An 18,367-nucleotide genomic window follows, 5' to 3' on the forward strand; every position below is an offset into this window, starting at 1 on the left:
GGTGAGCATCACGGTGCGGAGTCGGTGCCGGCGTCGTCCGAGCACAGCGGCCACGCGATGCCGGGGGATCACGGGTCCTCGCACGGTCAGGCCGTGAGCACGGCTCCGGATGGTCACGCCGGGCATCCGGTCAGCAGCGAGCACGGTGACCCTGCCGGTCACCCGGGCCACGGCGAGCACGACAGCCATGCAGAGCACCACGACCACGGAGGTCACGGGGGTCACGGCGGTCATGGTGATCACGTGGGCCAGTTCCGGCGTTTGTTCTGGATCATGTTGGTCTTCGCGGTGCCGGTGGTGGGTTTCAGTGGCATGTTCGCGATGATCCTGGGCTATCCGCTGCCGGAGGCGTCGTGGGTCGCGTGGATCTCGCCCGTGCTGGGCACGGTGATGTATGTGTGGGGCGGGCGGCCGTTCCTGCAAGGTGGAGTGTCGGAGCTGCGCTCGAGGACGCCGGGGATGATGCTGCTGATCGCGTTGGCGATCACGGTTGCGTTCCTCGCGTCGTGGGGTGCCAGCCTGGGTGTGCTGGATCACGAACTCGATTTCTGGTGGGAGCTCGCGCTGCTCATCGTGATCATGCTGCTCGGGCACTGGATCGAGATGCGCTCCCTCGCGCAGACGTCCTCGGCTCTGGACTCGCTCGCGGCGCTGCTGCCGGATGAGGCGGAGCGGGTGCGGGAGAACGGCGTGGAGAAGGTGTCTCCTGCGGACCTGGTGCAGGGCGACGTCGTGATCGTGCGGCCCGGAGGCCGGGTCCCGGCGGATGGCCGAGTGATCGAGGGCACCGCTGATGTGGACGAGTCGATGATCACCGGGGAGTCGCGGGCGGTCAGCCGCGGACCGGGTTCGACGGTCGTCGCCGGCACGGTCGCCACGGACACGGCCCTGCGGGTGGAGGTGACGGCGGTCGGGGATGACACCGCTCTCGCCGGCATCCAGCGCCTGGTCACAGAGGCGCAGAACTCGTCCTCCCGGGCGCAGCGCATCGCGGATGTCGCGGCGGCGTGGCTGTTCTGGTTCGCGTTGGGGTCCGGGGTGATCACCGCGATCGTGTGGTCGCTGCTGGGCAGCCCCGATGAGGCGGTCATCCGCACGATCACGGTCCTGGTGATCGCGTGCCCGCACGCGCTGGGGCTCGCGATCCCGCTGGTGGTGTCCATCGCGACCGAGCGCGCCGCGAAGGGCGGCGTTCTCGTGAAGGACCGTCTCGCGTTGGAGAGCATGCGGACGGTGACCACGGTCCTGTTCGATAAGACCGGCACCCTGACCAAGGGTGAGCCGACGCTCGCCGCCGTGCACACCGTCGAGGGTGTGCGCGAAGAGGAGCTGCTCGCGGTCGCCGCGGCGGTGGAGGCGGACAGCGAGCATCCGCTGGCGCGGGCGATCGTCGCCGCGGCGGACAGCCGCGGCGTGCGGGTGCCGGCGGCGACCGGGTTCGAGGCGTCGACCGCGGTCGGCGTCACCGCGCACGTGGAAGGGCGGTCGGTCAGTGTGGGCGGTCCGTCGATGCTCCGCGCGCACGACGCGGCCGCGCTCGAGCAGACGCGGGCGTGGGAGGCGGAAGGGATGATCATCCTGCACGTGCTCCGCGACGGCCGAGTCATCGGGGCGTTGGGGCTCGCGGATGAGGTGCGGGAGGAATCCCGGCAGGCCGTGGACGCGCTGCACGCGATCGGCGTGCAGGTGGTCATGATCACCGGCGACGCCGAAGCCGTCGCCCGCAGCGTGGGCGAGGAGCTCGGCATCGATCGGGTGTTCGCCGGGGTGAAGCCGGAGGACAAGGCCGCGAAGGTGATCGAGCTGCAGAACGAGGGCCGCCGCGTCGCGATGGTCGGGGACGGCGTGAACGACGCTCCCGCGCTCGCGCAGGCTGATGTGGGGATCGCGATCGGCGCCGGGACCGACGTTGCGATCGCGTCCGCCGGTGTGATCCTCGCGTCGGATGATCCCCGGTCGGTGCTGTCGGTGATCGAACTGTCCCGGGCGAGCTACCGCAAGATGAAGCAGAACCTGTGGTGGGCGGCCGGCTACAACCTGCTCTCCGTCCCGCTGGCCGCAGGAGTGCTCGCCCCGATCGGGTTCGTACTGCCCATGTCGGTCGGGGCGCTGCTGATGTCGGCGTCCACGGTCGTCGTCGCCGTGAACGCGCAACTGCTGCGCCGCCTGGACCTGTCCCCCGAGGCGAGCACTCGCGCCGCGCGCGAGCGCGGCACCAGCCCGGTCCCTCACGAGGAGGGCCGCAGCACCGTCCAGGTGCGCCCGTAGTCGCCGCTGGCGACCACTCCGCGCTCGTCGGCGGCAAGGACCCACTGTTCTTCGCCGTCGACGAGCGCGAACGCCTCCGGCGTCCCCTCGACTTGCCCGTGGCTTCGCCAGGAGCCCTCGAGAGTCCCCGTCCACAGGATGCCGTCCACGTCGACGCCCACCAGCTCCCCGCCGGCACTGCTGTCCACGAGGAACAGGGCGGGCGCGCCGGAGACGGGCCGGAACGTGACCGCCGCGTCGTCACTGACCTGCACGCCGGTTTCGGTGGTCGCGAACACCCGGTCGGGGCGCTCCGGATCGGCGCTCAGATCCCGGAGCGGCACCTGTGCGGCCGGGGTCCAGGTGGCGCCGGAGTCGTCGCTTCGGAGGATGACGCCGCCGGTCGCGTCGTATCCGTAAACGCGGGTGGCCGTGTCGGTGAGGGCGACGGTCGTGAGGTCGTGGAAGTCCGTCTCCCCGCTGAGGGACAGCGGCTCCCACGTCGCGGCCGCGTCGGTGCTGCGGATCAGGCCCAGATTCGGACCCGGCGCTGAATCGTCGGCGGGGTCGGGATGCCCGGAGGCGTAGAACACGCCCTCCGGGGTGATCGTGAACCCCATCGTGTCCTGCGCCCGCCCCCCGATCGGCCCCTCACCCGAAGGCGCACCGGCGCCGGTGGTGGGGTAGGTGTCGGGGAGGGTGTCGGTGGGGATCACCCACACTCCCGAGTGCGCGGCCGCGTAGGTGAGTCCGGTCGCCGGATCCCAGCCCAGCCCGTGCACGTGCTCGAGCCCGCTCGGCGCGGCGACGAGCGCGCCGGTCTCCGCACGGTCTGGGGTAGCGCAGCCGGTGAGCAGCGCCACCGTCACGGCGCCGACGGCGATGGCCGGACGGTATCGGCGGTATGGACGGTGCGGGTGGTCAGCCAAGGGTGACTCCTCGAGCGCTCATAAACGGTTCGGGGTCGACGCGGGCGCCGTTGACGCGGGTCTCGTAGTGGAGGTGGCAGCCGGAGGACGCACCGGTGGAGCCCACGAGGGCGATGCTCTGCCCGGCGGTGACGCTCTGCCCGACGGAGACGAGGTTGGTGCTGTTGTGGGCGTAGCCGGTCTGGATGCCGTTTCCGTGATCTAGGAGCACCCAGTTGCCGTAGGAGCCCAGCGGGCCGGAGTAGGCGACGGTCCCGGCGGATGCGGCGGAGATGGGCACTCCGCAGCCGGCCGCGAGGTCGGTGCCGTAGTGGAAGGACCCGACTCCGGCGACCGGACGGTTCGGGCGCGGCCCGAACGCGGAACTGATCCACCCCGACACCGGCCTCACCCACCCGGACCCTGACGGCACCGGCGCCGCTCCGCCGGCGGCGGGGGCTCTCCCGCCGGACACGGGCGCGGGCGCGGTGCGGACGGCAGTGGCGGCGGCCTGCGCGGTGCGGGCAGCGGCGGCCTGCGAGGCTTGCGCGGCGGCGGCCGCTTCGGCTGCACGCCGTGCGTCCTCGCCGCGCTGATAGTCGGCTTCGGTCGCTGCGCGGTCCTCGGTGAGGACGCTGAGCTGCGCCTGCAACGTGGCCGCGTTCACGGCCTGCTCGTCGCGGCGCTGCTGCACCGCGTCGCTGGCCGCGATCGCGTCGGCCAACGCGTTCTGCGACGCGCTCGCCAGCTCGCCCAGCTCCGCCGTGACGATGTCCGCCTGCTCGGTGAGCGCCTGAGCAGTGTTCGCGTCCGCGGTCGCGGTCGCGTAGATCGTGTCCGTCTTCTCGGCCAGTTTGCTCATCGTCGCGAGCTGGTTCAGGAGGCTACTGCTGTCCTTCCCGGTCAGCAGCGACAGGGTGAGGTTCGAGCCGGCGGTGCGGGACAGGGATGCTGCGAGACGGCCCGCCTGCACCTGGGACGTGTCGGCGCGGGCGGAGGCGGCGTCCGCTTGCTCCTGCAACGTCGCCGCGCGGTGATTCGCCCGGTCGTAGGCGCCCTGAGCTCGCTCGTACGCTTCGCCGCGCTGCTGCTGCTCGCGCTGCGCCGTGGCGACGTCCGCCTCCAAGCTTTGCAGCAGACCGGTCAGCTCGGTGATCTGCGTTTGCGTGCTCGCCTCGCTCGCGCGAGCGCTCTGCACCTGCTCCCAACTTGGGTACTCCGCCGCCTGCGAGGCCGGCGCGCTGAGGAACAGGGATGCGGTGACGGCGAACACGAGCACCGCCGCGCCGGCCGCCCGGCGTGCGGGCGTGGTGCGCGGCTCAGCCAAGACCGACACCCAGATCGCTCATGAACCCTTCCGGGTCCACGGGGCTGCCGTCGACGCGGGTCTCGAAGTGCAGGTGGCAGCCGGACGAGGCCCCGGTGGAGCCCACGAGAGCGATGAGGTCGCCGGCGGCGACCGTGTCGCCCACGTCCACGAGCAGGTCGCTGTTGTGCGCATAGCCCGTCTCGATGCCGTCGCTGCTCTCCAGCAGGATCCAGTTGCCGTAGCTGCCGGCGTAGCCGGCTTCCTCGACGGTGCCGCCGGTGGCGGCGACCACGGGGGTTCCGCAGGGGGCGGCGAGGTCAGTGCCCTTGTGGAACGCGCTCACTCCCGAGACCGGAGCATTCGGGCGAGGACCGAAGGTGCTCGAGATGCGGCCCGCGACCGGCACCCGCCAGGCAGCAGCCGCGATACCGCTGTCCTCGATGGACGCGGCGGAGTCCTCCGATGCGTCGTCCACGAGTTCCGTGGCAACGGCGGCGGTCACCAGTACCTCGGGTTTGGCTTCCGCGCCGAACGCGTCCCGGGTGACGGTGAGTTGCACGGCTCCGGCCGCGACGAACGTCTGCGGCTGCACCTCGCTCGCGGCGGCCAAGGTCGCGGTCGTGGTCGGGGTGCCCTCGACGGCGAACGCGGGCATGGAGGAGGTCACCGCGATCATCGTGACGAGAGTCATCGCCGACACCCCGGCCAGACGCGGCCGCATCGTGGCCGTGCCGGGCGGGAGCGGTCGCGGGCGGGCCGCGGCGCGCGCGGCCTGCTGCATCGCGTGCGCTTCCGCGCGGGAGGGTGCCGTGTACGTCGCCCGGCGTCCGAGCGTCAGCGCGGCCTGCCGCGGGGACGTCTCGCGGGTGCGGGGTCGGGTGCGGTGCAGGTCACGGCGGCGCGGGTCGCTCGTCGGCGTCGACGCGGCGTTCACCGGGCAGCTCCCGACCGAAGCAGGCGGGGGTGGAGAGGGGTGTGGTGCATGGGGAACGTTTCTGGTTCGAGCGCCCTCGACGGGCGCGAAGAAGAAAGGGGTGGGGATCGCCAGGTACGGCGACCCCCACCGGGGCGCGGCGGTAGCGCGCGCGCCCGGGGCACGACGCAGCAGCGCTGCGCCTGCCCAGGAGAGGGGGAAGGGGTGGGGAGGGGAGACGGGTCAGCGGGACGCGAGGAGGTCCTGCATGGTCGCGATCTCCTCCGTCTGCGTCTGCACGATCATCTCTGCCATCTCGATCGCGTCCGCGTTCTGGCCCTCATCGACCTCGGTCTGCGCCATCTCCACGGCACCCTCGTGGTGCATCATCATCTGCTCGAGGAACAGCTTCTCCGCCTCGGCGCCGGTCGCGCTCTCCAGCGCGGACATGTCCTCGTCGGACATCATCCCGTCCATGCTGTGATCCATGCCCGACATCGAGTCCTCAGCACCCCAGGCGGCGAGCCACTCCTCGAGCTGAGAGATTTCCGGGCCCTGAGCTTCCTTGATCTGCGTCGCGAGGTCGGTCACCTCGGTGCTGATGCCGTCCTTCGCGAGGATCATGTCGGACATCTCCACCGCCTGCTCGTGGTGGGGCTTCATCATCTGCGCGAACATCACGTCCTGGTCGTTGAAGTCCTCCGCTGACGCGGCGGAGCTCGAGGACGGTGCGGCGGACGCGGACGAGCTGCTGTCGCCCATCCCATCCATGCCGCTCATCCCGGAGGAGCTGTCCGAGCAGGCGGTGAGAGTGATCGCGGTCGCCAGAGCGAGGGTCGAGGCGAGAAGAGTGCGCTTGGTGTTCATGAGTGTCGTATCCATTCAGTCGGTTGCAGAAATCGCCGGAACCACGCCCTGCGGGCGCGGTGAGGAAGTCGCAGCGGACGCTGCGACACCAGGGCGAATCAGGTGCGACTGATCGACAACACCGTCAACGACGGCAGATACACGTGGAACCTCGCGCGCGGCACCAGCCGCACCAGACGCGGACCCGCGTCCAACACGCGCGCGAACATCGCCGGCACCCGGGCCAGGAGGATCAGGGACGCGAGGAAGAACACGATGACGCACGTCGCCGCCATCAGCGCGCACCCCATCGCGCAACTGTCATCACACGGCACCATCGGCACGACCGCGCCCTGATCGGCGCCGGCCGCGAAAGCCATCCCGCCGGCCATCGAGGCCACCGGATCGGCGTGAGCATCGGTCTGCGCATGCGTGTGTCCTGCGGACAGGGAGGCGTCGGAATGGCTGCCCATCATGGAGTGCATCGCGAATACGCCCAGCAGCAGAGCCGCCAACGTCAGCACCACGACCACCGCGCGCGTCAGCGGCGCGGACAGCTTAGAAACGGCGCTGTCGCTCATGATCCACACCTCCGAAACCGCACGTCACTCCACCCCGAGCATCGATGAGGACGCCCGGGCATACCCCCCTAGAGTATGCAGAAAGCAGCCGGAGCGGCTGAAAACCCTCTCCGTACCCGTCCGACCCACACCAGCAGCGGACGAGCTGCACCAGCACCCCGGGGGACGAGGACACCGTGACCGAACAGATGACCGAGCACGACGACACCGCCGGCCCCCACGGCTACATCTCCGACAAGGACCAGTACCTCCGCCGGCTGCGCCGCATCGAGGGACAAGTCCGCGGGCTCCAGAACATGGTCGAAGACGAGCAGTACTGCATCAAGATCCTCACCCAGATCTCCGCCACGACCAGCGCCCTCGAATCCGTCGCACTCGGTCTCCTCAACGACCACCTCAACCACTGCGTCCTCGAAGCCGCCGCAGCCGGCGGCGACGACGCGAAGATCAAACTGCAAGAAGCATCCGACGCCATCGCGCGCCTCGTGCGCTCCTGACGCCCAGTAGCTCGAGATCCGCGCGATCGCGCAGCGGAACTGTTTCATCTCATCCAGAGCGACACAGAACGACGTCAAAACACCGCCAGAGAACGCCGTAATTCACAGCGCTTGTCGTTTCTCACGGTCGCCTGCACGACTGCGCGCGTCACCGCGGCACTCATGCAGACGACCCTGGGCATTCAGATGTTCAAGGTCCCCTGCACACACGGCGCGGGCGCCGCTGGCCGTTCCATATGGGGATCGCTCACCGGTGCTTTCTTCTTGGCCGCGAGGCCGGGTTAGGTGGCGGGCGCTGAGGTGATTTCGATCGGCAGTTCGACGTCGATCGGGTCGCCGCTGTGTGTGCGCAAGGCAAGCACGGCGGGCCCGGTTTGCAGATTGGCGGGGAGGTCGAAGGATGCGTCGACCGTCGATCGTTCGCCCTTCGGTGTCGGCCGGCCAAGCAGTATTTCCTCGCCGCTCGCGGAGGGGGTGATGGTGACCGTGACGTCTGAGGCGGCGCGGCTCGTGCCTCCGGTGTCCTCGCATGTCTCCCAGATGAAGTCGGCGCTGAAGTGGACGACTCCGGTGGGATGCAGAGACGACTCTTGCAGTTCGATTACTTTGGGCGAACAGGACCCGGCTGAGTCCGACGTGATGTCGGTGCAACCGTTGACGCTCAGCGCGATGGCGGCCGCGGCGACGAGAGGCGTCCCTCGTCCTGTTCGTCTCTGCGTCATGCGGATCAGTGAAGCACTGCGCGCTGCAGCCTGCGTCAGGAGTACCGCGAACGTCATCAGATCGTTGAAAGGTTGATCGATCGGCGTTCCGTATGGGGATGGTTTTCCGGGTCGGTCGGCTTCCCTCAGGTCCAGCGACGTTCGAGCCAGTGAAGTGCGGCGTCGGCTCAGCAATTAACTGACGTCACGAAACCTGATTAGAGCCGTTTACGACATATAGAATGAGTGACACGTTACGTGACTCTTTCACCCGGCGCACCATCGCGCCAGCACCGCGTCACGTATTCGGCCGTATAAGTGACAGGAGTCAGCGATGCTCGTCGGCTACATGCGCGTCTCGAAAACCGATGGAACGCAGACCACGGATCCCCAGCGTGATGCGCTGCTCGCGGCCGGCGTCGAGGACGCTCAGCTGTACTCCGACCTCGCGTCCGGTCGGAAGGATGATCGGCCGGGTCTGCTGTCGTGCCTGAAAGCGCTGCGCGAAGGCGACACTCTCGTCGTGTGGAAGCTGGACCGGCTCGGACGCGACCTTCACCACCTCGTGAACACGGTCCATGACCTCACCGCCCGCGGCATTGGGTTGAAGGTGCTCACGGGTCAGGGGGCGGCGATCGACACGACCACTGCGGCCGGCAAGCTGGTCTTCGGGATCTTCGCTGCCCTTGCTGAGTTCGAGCGCGAGCTCATTTCCGAACGAACGATGGCGGGCCTCGCGTCTGCTCGAGCACGCGGTCGGGTCGGCGGGCGCCCGTTCACCATGACGCCCGCCAAGGTGCGACTCGCGATGGCGTCAATGGGCAAGCCGGAGACGAACATCGGTGCCCTCTGCAAAGAACTCGGCATCTCCCGCCAGACGCTCTACCGCCACGTCTCGCCCACGGGTGAGGTGCGGCCAGATGGCCTTCGCGTTCTCGGGCGCAAGAGCACCTAGACGCAGCTGGCCGACGTCGGCGTGGGCCCCGATCGTCGGTTGCAGCTGACCTAGCTGCATGAGCGCTCTGCCATCGGTATATCAAAGACAGCGCTGGCGAAGGAGTTCGGTATCAGCCGGGAGACCTCTTACCTCTACCTTCGCGCCGCGGTGACGAGTAACGCGGCACGGGCTCGACAACCGTGCTTAACTGCGGTCGACGGCGAGCGTCGGAACGTCGAGGAGGATCACTTCATGGATCGGACCTCACATCAGCGCGGGACGTTCTTACGGCGCTCGGGATGGGTGCTGGTCGCCGCAGCGGCAGTGATGGCCACGAGCGGCTGCGCACCAGCAGGCTCGAACGGCGACTACCCCGCGTACTCCTCGGACACCGAGATGGCTGAGAGGTCTGATGCTGTGGTGGTGGGCGACATCCTCTCGGACCGCAGGGAAGCCATCCTAGGTTTTGACTACCGAGTCGTGTCGATCGAGGTCCTGACCGACGCGAAGTCGCTGTACGAGCCGGGCGACCTGATCGAGGTCAAGCTGCTTACCGGCAGCGTTTCCGAGCCGGGACCGGACCTCGACGTTGACGGCAGGTACGTCCTGTTCCTCGAGACCTACGACTCGGTACCGGCGTCGCTCCTCAATCCCTGGCAGGCCTACTACGAGGTGCAGGACGGAACGGTTGTGCCAGATCCCGACAACGACCTCACCCTTGGGCCCGAGCTGCAACAGGCTCTCGGGATCAGCTGACGCAGCAGAGTGTTGTGCAGAGGACCTTGAAGATCTGTGCAGAGGACCTCGAGAACTGACACCGCCACCGAGCGATGCAACTCACAAGTGTCCCGTAGGACCCGCCCGATGAAATGCCCGGTGACGGGGCGGCTATCGAGACACTGGGTCAGTGGACCAGACGGCGATACTGCGCACCCGAGCCGAAGTGCTCGACGACTTCGAGCAGCAGTTGCGCTCGGAGGCCGACATCGCAGGGGAGCGAATCGTGCGGACGGAGAACGGCTTCCGGTTGCAGGAGACGGACACCTTCACGGTCGAGGTCTGGAAGATGCTGTTCAACTGGCGCCTCGTGGTGATGCCGCCGCATCAGCAGATCGAGACGACCCACGGATACGGCTACTTCGGCACCGGCCTCGAGAGCTTGGCCCGCGCGGTCGCCGCCGGCCTGCAGTGGGCAGACCCGATGAACACAGCTCCCGAGGGGTTCGACAAGCAGGCGTTCTGACGCCGCTCTAGATCTCGGTCGCGGCGAGCTCGTCTCGCTGGGGGAGTGCCAGCGCTCGGTAGAGGGTCGTGCGGTCGACGCCGAGCTTGGTGCCACTGCTGCCTTCGGGATTCCGGCGGCAATGTCCGCACGAGCTGCAGCGACCTGGACGTCGTCGAGCCGTCGTTGCCGGCCGGTGTACTTCCCCGCGGCTTTCGCGATGCGAATGCCCTCGGCTTGCCGCTCTCGGATGAGGGAGAGCTCGAACTCCGCGAACGCGCCGAGCAGATGCAGCATCAGCTGTCCGAGCGCATCGTCGCCGCCGGGTCCGTAGGTCTGCTTTTCCTCGACGAACTCAACGGAGGCGCCCTTTGCGACGATCTCGTCGACAACATCGCGGAGATCTCGCAGCGAGCGCGCGAGGCGATCCATCGACGCGACTCGGACGACGTCGCCGTCTCGGACGTAGCGGATGCAGTCCGCGAGAGAGGGTCGGTCGGTGCGGGTGGCGCCGGAGACCTCTTCTTCGAAAATCCGGTCGACGGCGCCGATCGCCGCGATCTGTCGATCGAGGTTCTGGTCGGTCGTACTGACTCGGAGCCGACGGTCTGCGTTCGTTGCGTCACTCCTAGACCTTGACCCAGATGTGTAGCGAAAGGAGGAGAAGCGACCCTACTGCTACGCGCGTCGTCGGTTGTCACTGGTGTTGCGTTGGGGTGTACCTCAGATAGACATACCGCGCGCTGCGCTCCGAGTGTGCAGAACATCCGCCGATGCAATCAGTGGCTTGGAACCGACGGAATGTTCCGGGTTTCGGAGTAGGTGACTCGTTCGGAGCCGCGGAGGATGCCTGCTGGCTCGTGTCGAATCCATTCCATCCGGTCCCAAAATCCCCGTGACCGGTTGTCGTCGTTCAGCGCTGTCAGTCTGGGCAGCGGGTACTGCCGTCGGATCACCTGGAGGGTTGCGCGACCCACCCCCCGGCCGCGCTCTGGCACCGCAACTTCGAGCGCGAGGATGTCGAGCTGACCATGAGGCATCTCTCCCAGGACTCGATGCGACAGCGGGCCGGGGTGGAGAACGAATTTGCATCGGGCGACCTCGGTGTCGTCGCTCCGAGCCGACAGCCAATGATCTGACGCGCCGACCGCAAACTCGCGATCCCACCAAGGCTTCACGAATCGGTCGGACGATTCGAACACGTACCAGTAGGTGCGCTTCCTGTGAGGGAGAACTTCGACGAGCGTCAGTGCGGAGGGGTCCATGCTCAGACGGTAATGAGGTCGCGTCGCGCGGTGAAGCCGGTCGTCGATGGGGCAGCGGTGTGCGCGCGTTCGTGATGTCCACTTTGTGGAGGTTTTCGTCGAGCCAAGGTCCGACTATCGGCGTAGCAGCTGCTGCTTTCGCCCCGGCGAGGCGGCGCTCTGATGCTCCCAGGCCGCGCCATGACGATCGTTACTGTGGAGGAGGCGTCTGCGTCTCCGGTGCCGGCAGAGGAAGGGTGATCGATCGCGTGGCTTCTCGGGTGGATCTTGTCGATGATCTGACTGGCGCGTTGATCCCGCCTGGACGTGGTCGAACGGTGGGTTTCTCCGTTGATGACGACGCTTACGAGATCGATCAGACTGCGGCGAACATCGGGTACCTGCACCTCGCCCTTGCCCGTTTCGTCGACGCTGCGCGGCCACTGTCGCCAGCACGAGTTGCACCTCGAGTGACAGCTGTTGCTGCGAGCGCGGGGCGTAAGAGTCCTGAGATGCTGGCGGCGATGCGGCACTGGGCGCGACGTCACGGATACGAGGTTCCGCGGTCTGGTCGTGTGCCCGCTGACGTGCAGGCTGCGTACGACGCGGCGCACTAACGCGGCCTCCGATCTCAGAGGTCAATTGAACCGTTACCTGGTGTGGCGGGCAGGCACCAATTAGCGAGACTTCGCGCTCGCAACTCGGTTGAGTGTCGGTCTACTGCATCTGCGATTGCACTGCCGGCTCGGTCGCGGTAGTGGTGTCTCCAGTACGAGGCGACGCGCGCCGAAGCACGGGTCTGCATTCGATCTACGATCCGGTCGGGGTCCTGCTGTCCGCCTGTGTGCAGGCCAGCCCCAGCGAGAGCTGGAGCTGTGCACAGGTGGTCAGGGGGCCTCCGTGAACTACTCAGCGCCAGCCTCCCTGGTCTCGCAATCGACCGAGGTTCCGCCCGCCCGATCACGGAGTATCAGCTGGGCCTCACGGCGCAGCCGTACCGGTGTCAGCCGGGACGGAGAAGCCCCCGCGAGCCGCAGGCTCGAGCGGGGGCTTTCCGACGCCAGCGAGGGGGCGCTGGGTCGAGCGCAACGCTACTCGGTAGGCCAGCTGGCAAGCGCTTCGGAAGGCGCGAGGGTGGGGATGCCGTCGACGTCCTGGACGGTCGTTCCGGGCTCAATGAATCCGGCGGCGTGTGCCACCGCGGCAAGCACGAGACGAGCGTGCTCGTAGTCGAGACCGGCGACGTCGTCGCGCAGGTCCACGGGCGTGCCGTGCCCGAGAGAGGTGGCGATCCGGGCGATGCGTTGTTCGCCGCCGCTGAGCGCGCCGATCTCGTAGCCCAGGCGATCGAAGTCGACCGCGCTCGTCTTCCAGGCGTTGTCGGTCCGGACCCACGGAGCGCCCTCGTAAACCAGGCCCGAGCGGATCAAGAGCTCGACCGCTGCAACGAGCGGGTTCGACCCCTCGGCCCACTCGCGGACCTGCGCGTGAAGAGCGTCGTTGTCGCCGGTCACGCGACCTGCTCCATCGACTCCGAGGCGACGCCGTCCGTCGATCCGGCGACGTCGGTGTCGCCGGCCGAAGGTCGGCGAGTGCGCGCCACTCGGGCGCGGGTTTGTTCGGGTCGCGGGACGCCTGCTGCGCGGAGTTCTTTCTCGGACCAGCCGCACGCGAGTGCGGCGGACCATGCCTTGGCGTGTCGGGTCTGCGCGTCAGAGAGAGCAGTCCGCGCGGTGTCGGTGTCGTTCGCTGCGCTCACGATGGACCGCACCGCTTCGACCCGCCTCTCGACGGTGGATTCGAGGAGGCGGCGAGCCGCCTCCGCTGCCTCATCAGGGTTCCGAGTCACGTCGTTCATACCCCGACACTACCGAGAACGGCAGTCGAATGGATACCGATTCAGGTCCTGCACGTCTCAACCCGGCCGTGAACACACAGGGTCGAAAGTAGCAGGACGGTAGAGCGGAGCAAGCTGTCGACTTAGGTGCCCTAAGTTGCTTGCCGGTCTGGCGCTGCGCTGGGCCGGTGCGCATACTGGTCGTATGGTCCCCGCTGGTTGGCGGGTTCGCTGCGCTGGGCCGAAGGACGGGGATGTGATGACGGAGTCGAGCAGGTTGTTCGGTCGGAAGCGTCGTCCGAACGTTCCGCCGGAGCAGCGTCGGGAAAAGAAGTACGTCGTTCGGGTGTCCCCGGATGAGGATGTGATGTTGCGAGCTCGAGCCGAGGTTCTGGATGTGACGGTGCCGAGGTTGATGTTCGAGGCGGCGATCGATCCGCAGGTGCGTTCGGATGTGGAGTGGAAGTCGGTCGGGTCGGAGCTGATGCAGCTGCGGACGCTGATGGGGCGTCTTTCGAGCAACATGAATCAGCTCGCTCGCTTCGCGAACACTGAGGGCCGTTTCCCTGAGGAAGCAGTGCAGGTGGCGGCGGAGTACCGGGCGCTGGTGCCGCGGGTGAACGAGACGCTGCGACGACTGGCCGGCCAGTGATCCCGAACGTCACGTACGGCGGGGACATGGGCGGTCTCGTGCGCTACCTCGCGGGGGAGGGGCGCGCGAACGAGCACACCGAGCAGCACTTGATCGCGGGGGACCCGGCGATCATGGCGATGCACGGTGAGAGCGTCCTCGATCAGGCCGATGCCGCCGCGATCGCGGCAGAGTTGAACGAGTACAAGAACTTCTTCGGCGTCGACGTGACCCGCCAGGAGAAGGTGTTCGACAAGGACTCCGGCGAGCACATCGGCAGTAAGCGCGTCGCCGCCGATGTCTGGCACTGCTCCCTCTCGTTGCGTGCGGAGGAGGGGCAGCTCACTGATGAGCAGTGGGGACGGATCGCGACAGATTTCGTGGACCGGATGGGGTTTGCAGGCGAGTCCTCCGGGAAGGCCGACTGCCGGTGGATCGCTGTGCGGCACGGGCTCTCAAAGAACGGCAACGACCACATCCACATCGCTGTCTCCGCGGTGCGCGCCGACGGGACGAAGGCGCACGTCGCATACGACAAGGCGCTCTCGCAGAGGGTCAGCCGGCAGTTGGAGAAGGAGTACGGGCTCGAACCGTTGCACGCGCCCGAGCGTGAGCTGGGGGAGCGCGGCGTGCAGCCGGGCGCACGCGAGTCCGCTCAGCGCCGCGGCGCGGTCGAGGTCGATGCTCACCGGCTCGAGCGCGCGGTCCGCTCGTCGGCATCCGCGTCCGCGGACGAGGCGGAGTTCGTGCGCCGGATGCGTCAGGCCGGCGTGCTCATCCGCCCGCGCTACGCGGCGGGCCGCGACGACGTCGTCGCTGGCTACTCGGTCGCGTTGCGTCCCGAGAAGGGCGCGCCGGTGGTGTGGCACGGTGGCGGGAAGCTCGCCCGAGATCTCACCCTCCCGGAGCTGCGGAAGGGCTGGCCGGACTCACCTCAATTTGCGCAGACGGCGGTCGACGAGTGGCGCGCGACAGCGAAGAACCCGTGGCGCTACGAGCCCGTCGCACCCGGCCGCGAAGCGACCGAGCTCTCCAGCGACCTGTACTCCTCCTACGTGGAGGACATGGGGCGGCTCCACGACTATTTGAGTCGAGTGGACCCCGCCGATCGCGCGACCTGGGCGCACGCAGCCCGCGAAGCATCAGGCGCCTACGCCGCGTGGTCGAGGCGCCTCGAGCCGACACCCGGGCCGCTCGCTGAAGCGTCACGGACCCTCGCCCGCTCCGCGCACCTGCGCGCCCACGAGTCGACGCCGCGGCCGGCCGCGATGCCGTCGATGGCGGGCACGACGATGCTGATCCTCGCGACCGCCGGGAAGCGGAACAAGGCCGCCGAGGAAGCCATGCTGCTGCGCCAGATCGTGCGCACCACGCGAGCGATCATGGACGCCCACCAGGCCGCCGGTGACGCGCGCCGTACCCGCGAGCTCGCCGGGACGATCCGGAACCAGCTGAAGACGGTCCACGAGGGTTACAGCGCGCAGATCCAGAAGAACGCCTGGGACGCCCTGCCCGAGGACACCCGCCGCGCCCGCGAGACGGTGCGAGCGAGCTTCGCGACCGGCACCCCTGTCCCGACGAAGCTCATCAAGGCGGAGCCGAGCGTCACCACGACCGCTGCCCCGCAGCGCGGGATCGAGTCGCGCGAGAGCGACGGACACGAACGCTAGACCCACACGAGTGAAGGGGAGGAATCACTATGGCTGACGACGACGGAGGCGTGGAGGAGTCCATCAACTCGTCCGCACGGATCGCGCTCACCATCGCGATCCAGCTCGGCGAGAAGCTGGCCCGCGCGTACCAGGAGGCGATGCGCGAAGCACAGCAGCGCAGCGCGGTCGAGGCGCGCGAGCTCGCAGCCCGCTACGAGGGCGAGCGGGCATCGGCGCGGCAGGCGGTGGCCATCATCAACGATCCGCAGTGGTGGGATCGGGCGACCGTGCACGACGTCGCCCGCGTCGCGGAGACGGCCGCGGCGTGGAAGGACGCGGACCCGCAGATCGCGTCCGCCAGTGCACTGATCGCGTCGGAGGCAAAGGAGCGCTACGGCGTCGACTTCGCCACTCTGCAGGGCATCGCCCGCGACACCCCGACCGAGCTGGACCTCGCGAAGCAGTGGGCCACCACCGCTGCACCCGAGGGCTACCATCGCCACGACGAGGACCGTCTCACAATGCCTGTCGGCGACACCCGCGAGCCCAACCCTTCCGCTGAACGGGCACTCATCGAGGACTACCGCGCGGCGGTTGCAGGAGACATCCCCGCGATGCACCTGAGCCTCGCGGAGGAGTGGAAGCGCGCCAACGATCCGGTCGGCTACCAGGACTACCGCGTCGAGACGGCCGTCGCCTTCGACGACGACGGACGGGTGCAGCCCGCGGACCCGGCCGAGGGCGAAGCCGCCCGCGCGGCTCTCGTACAGGAGTGGCGCACGGACCAGGCCGGCCCAGCCGTCGACGCAGTTGACGCCGAGCGGGCACAGTCTCAGCGTGACGCCACCGAGGCTCAGGTGATGGTCGCGGAGGCCGAACGCTTGGATCGCGCCAACGATGCCGCAGCCCAGATCACACCCGCCGAGATCCCGATCGACTCTGCGCTTCGCGCCGACGAGCTCGAGCAGCAGGCCGCCCAGTACGACCGTGATGCCGAGGCTGGCGGTACGCCCACGCAGAGCCCCGAGGAGCTACGCACCCTGGCTGAGGACGCTCGATCCCAGGTCGCCCTCTACCGCGACGACAACGGCGTCCGGAGCGGCCCTGACGGCGTTCCTGCGGCGACGGACGAGGGACGTGCAGCCGCGGCCCGCTACGAAGGGGAACTTGCGTACGACAGCGCCGAACGCCGGGCCCACACCGCCAACGCGATGCAGGCTCAGGACGTCCCGCAGGAGCAGATCAACGCGCGGATGACCGTGGACGCCTCCTTCGCGACTCCCGCTCGTGGAGCGGACCCCGCGGCGCGCACACGGGTCCCGTCGACGCGCGGCGGACGCGGGAAGGGCCGCCAGATCGAACGATCCGAACCCGGCCGCTGACGACGAAACAGGAAGGGCCTGTAACATCCGAGTGGTGTCGCCGGCCCTTCCTCGTTCACTTCGATTAGGGCTGCTTAGCCATCGGGCTGGGCTGGTTCGGCCCAGCACCTCATCGAGGCACGAATGAGCGCAGACTGCACTCGCGAGGGCGAAGCCATCTACGACAGCTCTGAGCGCCGTTCGCGCAGAGCTGCGCGAACGGGCTGAGCAGGGCAGGTAGCTTGTCAGCACGCTTCGAGACTTACGAAAGAATCGGCCTCATGCCTTCCGACGCCGTCAGCCTTCCTGTCGACTACGCGGTCGTACTGATTCGGCTCAAGGAGCACGTTCGCACGGCGCAGTACAAAGCGCAGCGAACGGTCAACGCGCAACTGATCGAGCTGTACTGGAGCATCGGGCACGAGATCCTCCGCCAGCAGGGCGAGCACGCGTGGGGGAGCGGCGTGGTTGGTCGTCTCGCCGATGACCTGCGTGCTGAGTTCCCGACGATGACGGGGTTGTCGCGCCGGAACCTGCTGTACATGCGGTCCTTCGCGGCCGGGTGGGCGGACCTTCGAAATGTGCCACAGCCTGTGGCACATTTGCCGTGGGGTCACATCCGGGTCCTCATCGACAAGCTCGATGAGCAGGCGAAGCGCGACTGGTACGCGGCATCCGCGGTCGAGTTCGGTTGGTCCCGAGACGTGCTGCTGAACCAGATCAAGAACCGCACTCTGGAGCGGACCGGGGCGGCTCCGTCGAATTTTCTAGACCGGCTCCCCGCCGCGGACTCGGAGTTGGCGCAGCAGATCTCGAGAGACCCCTACGTCTTCGACTTCCTCGACCTGACTGAAGGTGCCGCTGAGCGGGACTTCGAGCAGGCACTCACGGATCGGATCACGCAGACTCTCGCAGAACTCGGCGCCGGCTTCGCCTTCGTCGGTCGACAGGTGCACTTCGAGGTCGACCGATCAGACTTTTACATCGATCTGCTCTTCTTCCACGTTCGTCAGCTCCGGTACGTCGTGATCGAGCTGAAGAAGGGCGCGTTCGAGCCGTCCTTCACTGGGCAGCTCGGGTTTTACATCGCGCTTGTCGACGACAAACTTCGCGACGCCGCGCTGCACCGGCCGACGGTCGGTATCCTCATCTGCGGCGACAAGAGCGACCGAATCGTCCGCTACGCCTTAGGACGAGTCGACTCTCCTATGGCCGTAGCCACCTACACCTACGAGTCCCTGCCCCCTGAGGAGCAGCGTGCGCTCCCAGATGCTCAGCACCTGATCGATGCCATCACTGCTGATGACGACGACGAGGCCCGCCGGCTGCAGAGCACAAAGTCAAAGTCAGCATCATCGGGGCGAGCCGACTGACCGACGCGCAAAACCCTGCGCTTGCAGTGAGGAGGCGGTTTGCCGTGCGCAGGCAAAGCCGGGGCCGCAAGCTCGCGTCCCAGAGGACCCGGCGCCCTTCCGGTAATC

18 protein-coding genes and 1 pseudogene are annotated in these 18,367 nt (G+C 68.0%); 10 read left to right on the forward strand and 9 right to left on the reverse strand.

The window, feature by feature from the left end; genetic code table 11:
• The first annotated feature begins 57 nt into the window (after positions 1–57).
• Positions 58–2,268 (forward strand): heavy metal translocating P-type ATPase, encoded by a 2,211-nt coding sequence (locus tag NB037_RS01995; RefSeq protein WP_251943351.1) that lies wholly within the window; start codon positions 58–60, stop codon positions 2,266–2,268.
• On the opposite strand, the gene NB037_RS02000 is transcribed toward NB037_RS01995, so the two are convergent.
• The 5 genes from NB037_RS02000 to NB037_RS02020 form a co-directional block, all read right to left on the reverse strand.
• Positions 2,229–3,176, reverse strand: a complete 948-nt coding sequence (locus tag NB037_RS02000) for a F510_1955 family glycosylhydrolase (RefSeq protein WP_251943167.1) — start codon at positions 3,174–3,176, stop codon at positions 2,229–2,231. The two genes, NB037_RS01995 and NB037_RS02000, sit on opposite strands and share 40 nt — an antisense overlap.
• Positions 3,169–4,482: a M23 family metallopeptidase gene (locus NB037_RS02005; RefSeq protein ID WP_251943169.1), complete on the reverse strand. Its 1,314-nt coding sequence runs from the start codon at positions 4,480–4,482 to the stop codon at positions 3,169–3,171. The genes NB037_RS02000 and NB037_RS02005 overlap by 8 nt, the downstream gene beginning before the upstream one ends.
• Positions 4,475–5,398: a M23 family metallopeptidase gene (locus NB037_RS02010; RefSeq protein WP_251943171.1), complete on the reverse strand. Its 924-nt coding sequence runs from the start codon at positions 5,396–5,398 to the stop codon at positions 4,475–4,477. The genes NB037_RS02005 and NB037_RS02010 overlap by 8 nt, the downstream gene beginning before the upstream one ends.
• A gap of 222 nt (positions 5,399–5,620) precedes the next feature.
• The gene (locus NB037_RS02015) at positions 5,621–6,244 is read right to left on the reverse strand and encodes a DUF305 domain-containing protein (protein ID WP_251943174.1); all 624 of its coding nucleotides are present in this window, start codon (positions 6,242–6,244) and stop codon (positions 5,621–5,623) included.
• A gap of 98 nt (positions 6,245–6,342) precedes the next feature.
• Positions 6,343–6,804: a hypothetical protein gene (locus NB037_RS02020; protein ID WP_251943176.1), complete on the reverse strand. Its 462-nt coding sequence runs from the start codon at positions 6,802–6,804 to the stop codon at positions 6,343–6,345.
• A gap of 188 nt (positions 6,805–6,992) precedes the next feature.
• On the opposite strand from NB037_RS02020, the gene NB037_RS02025 reads away from it, so the two are divergent.
• Positions 6,993–7,301, forward strand: a complete 309-nt coding sequence (locus NB037_RS02025) for a metal-sensitive transcriptional regulator (protein WP_251943353.1) — start codon at positions 6,993–6,995, stop codon at positions 7,299–7,301.
• 281 nt (positions 7,302–7,582) lie between these two features.
• Here NB037_RS02025 and NB037_RS02030 read toward each other — a convergent pair whose 3' ends face one another.
• Positions 7,583–8,080 carry a hypothetical protein gene (locus NB037_RS02030; RefSeq protein WP_159910494.1) on the reverse strand — a complete coding sequence of 166 codons (498 nt, stop codon included), beginning with the start codon at positions 8,078–8,080 and terminating at the stop codon, positions 7,583–7,585.
• Positions 8,081–8,336: 256 nt separating this feature from the next.
• Here NB037_RS02030 and NB037_RS02035 point away from each other — a divergent pair, with 256 nt between their 5' ends.
• The 3 genes from NB037_RS02035 (at position 8,337) to NB037_RS19775 (ending at position 10,182) form a co-directional block, all read left to right on the forward strand.
• The gene (locus NB037_RS02035; RefSeq protein WP_104262291.1) at positions 8,337–8,957 is read left to right on the forward strand and encodes a recombinase family protein; all 621 of its coding nucleotides are present in this window, start codon (positions 8,337–8,339) and stop codon (positions 8,955–8,957) included.
• A gap of 234 nt (positions 8,958–9,191) precedes the next feature.
• Entirely contained in the window at positions 9,192–9,695 is a 504-nt protein-coding gene (locus NB037_RS02040; protein WP_159910493.1) for a hypothetical protein, read from the forward strand.
• Positions 9,696–9,846: 151 nt separating this feature from the next.
• Complete coding sequence (locus tag NB037_RS19775) at positions 9,847–10,182, forward strand: hypothetical protein (RefSeq protein WP_251943177.1); 336 nt, start codon at positions 9,847–9,849, stop codon at positions 10,180–10,182.
• A gap of 237 nt (positions 10,183–10,419) precedes the next feature.
• Here the strand turns inward: NB037_RS19775 and NB037_RS19780 are convergent.
• A pseudogene (locus NB037_RS19780) lies at positions 10,420–10,722 on the reverse strand (recombinase family protein); the annotation flags it as partial.
• A 218-nt stretch (positions 10,723–10,940) separates the two neighbouring features.
• Positions 10,941–11,426 (reverse strand): hypothetical protein, encoded by a 486-nt coding sequence (locus NB037_RS02055; RefSeq protein ID WP_251943180.1) that lies wholly within the window; start codon positions 11,424–11,426, stop codon positions 10,941–10,943.
• Positions 11,427–11,500: 74 nt separating this feature from the next.
• On the opposite strand from NB037_RS02055, the gene NB037_RS02060 reads away from it, so the two are divergent.
• Entirely contained in the window at positions 11,501–12,022 is a 522-nt protein-coding gene (locus NB037_RS02060; RefSeq protein ID WP_251943355.1) for a histone-like nucleoid-structuring protein Lsr2, read from the forward strand.
• A 474-nt stretch (positions 12,023–12,496) separates the two neighbouring features.
• Here NB037_RS02060 and NB037_RS02065 read toward each other — a convergent pair whose 3' ends face one another.
• The gene (locus NB037_RS02065; protein WP_251943182.1) at positions 12,497–12,919 is read right to left on the reverse strand and encodes a hypothetical protein; all 423 of its coding nucleotides are present in this window, start codon (positions 12,917–12,919) and stop codon (positions 12,497–12,499) included.
• A gap of 582 nt (positions 12,920–13,501) precedes the next feature.
• Here NB037_RS02065 and NB037_RS02070 point away from each other — a divergent pair.
• The 4 genes from NB037_RS02070 (at position 13,502) to NB037_RS02085 (ending at position 18,259) form a co-directional block, all read left to right on the forward strand.
• Positions 13,502–13,894 carry a plasmid mobilization protein gene (locus NB037_RS02070; protein ID WP_251943184.1) on the forward strand — a complete coding sequence of 131 codons (393 nt, stop codon included), beginning with the start codon at positions 13,502–13,504 and terminating at the stop codon, positions 13,892–13,894.
• A gap of 26 nt (positions 13,895–13,920) precedes the next feature.
• On the forward strand, positions 13,921–15,543 hold the full coding sequence (locus NB037_RS02075; protein WP_251943185.1) for a relaxase/mobilization nuclease domain-containing protein: 1,623 nt from the start codon (positions 13,921–13,923) through the stop codon (positions 15,541–15,543).
• 29 nt (positions 15,544–15,572) lie between these two features.
• Positions 15,573–16,907, forward strand: coding sequence for a hypothetical protein (locus NB037_RS02080; RefSeq protein WP_251943186.1), 1,335 nt, complete (start codon positions 15,573–15,575; stop codon positions 16,905–16,907).
• A 260-nt stretch (positions 16,908–17,167) separates the two neighbouring features.
• Positions 17,168–18,259: a PDDEXK nuclease domain-containing protein gene (locus NB037_RS02085; RefSeq protein ID WP_251943187.1), complete on the forward strand. Its 1,092-nt coding sequence runs from the start codon at positions 17,168–17,170 to the stop codon at positions 18,257–18,259.
• Positions 18,260–18,367: the final 108 nt, after the last annotated feature.

This window comes from Rathayibacter rubneri, assembly GCF_023743255.1.
Classification (GTDB): domain Bacteria; phylum Actinomycetota; class Actinomycetes; order Actinomycetales; family Microbacteriaceae; genus Rathayibacter; species Rathayibacter rubneri.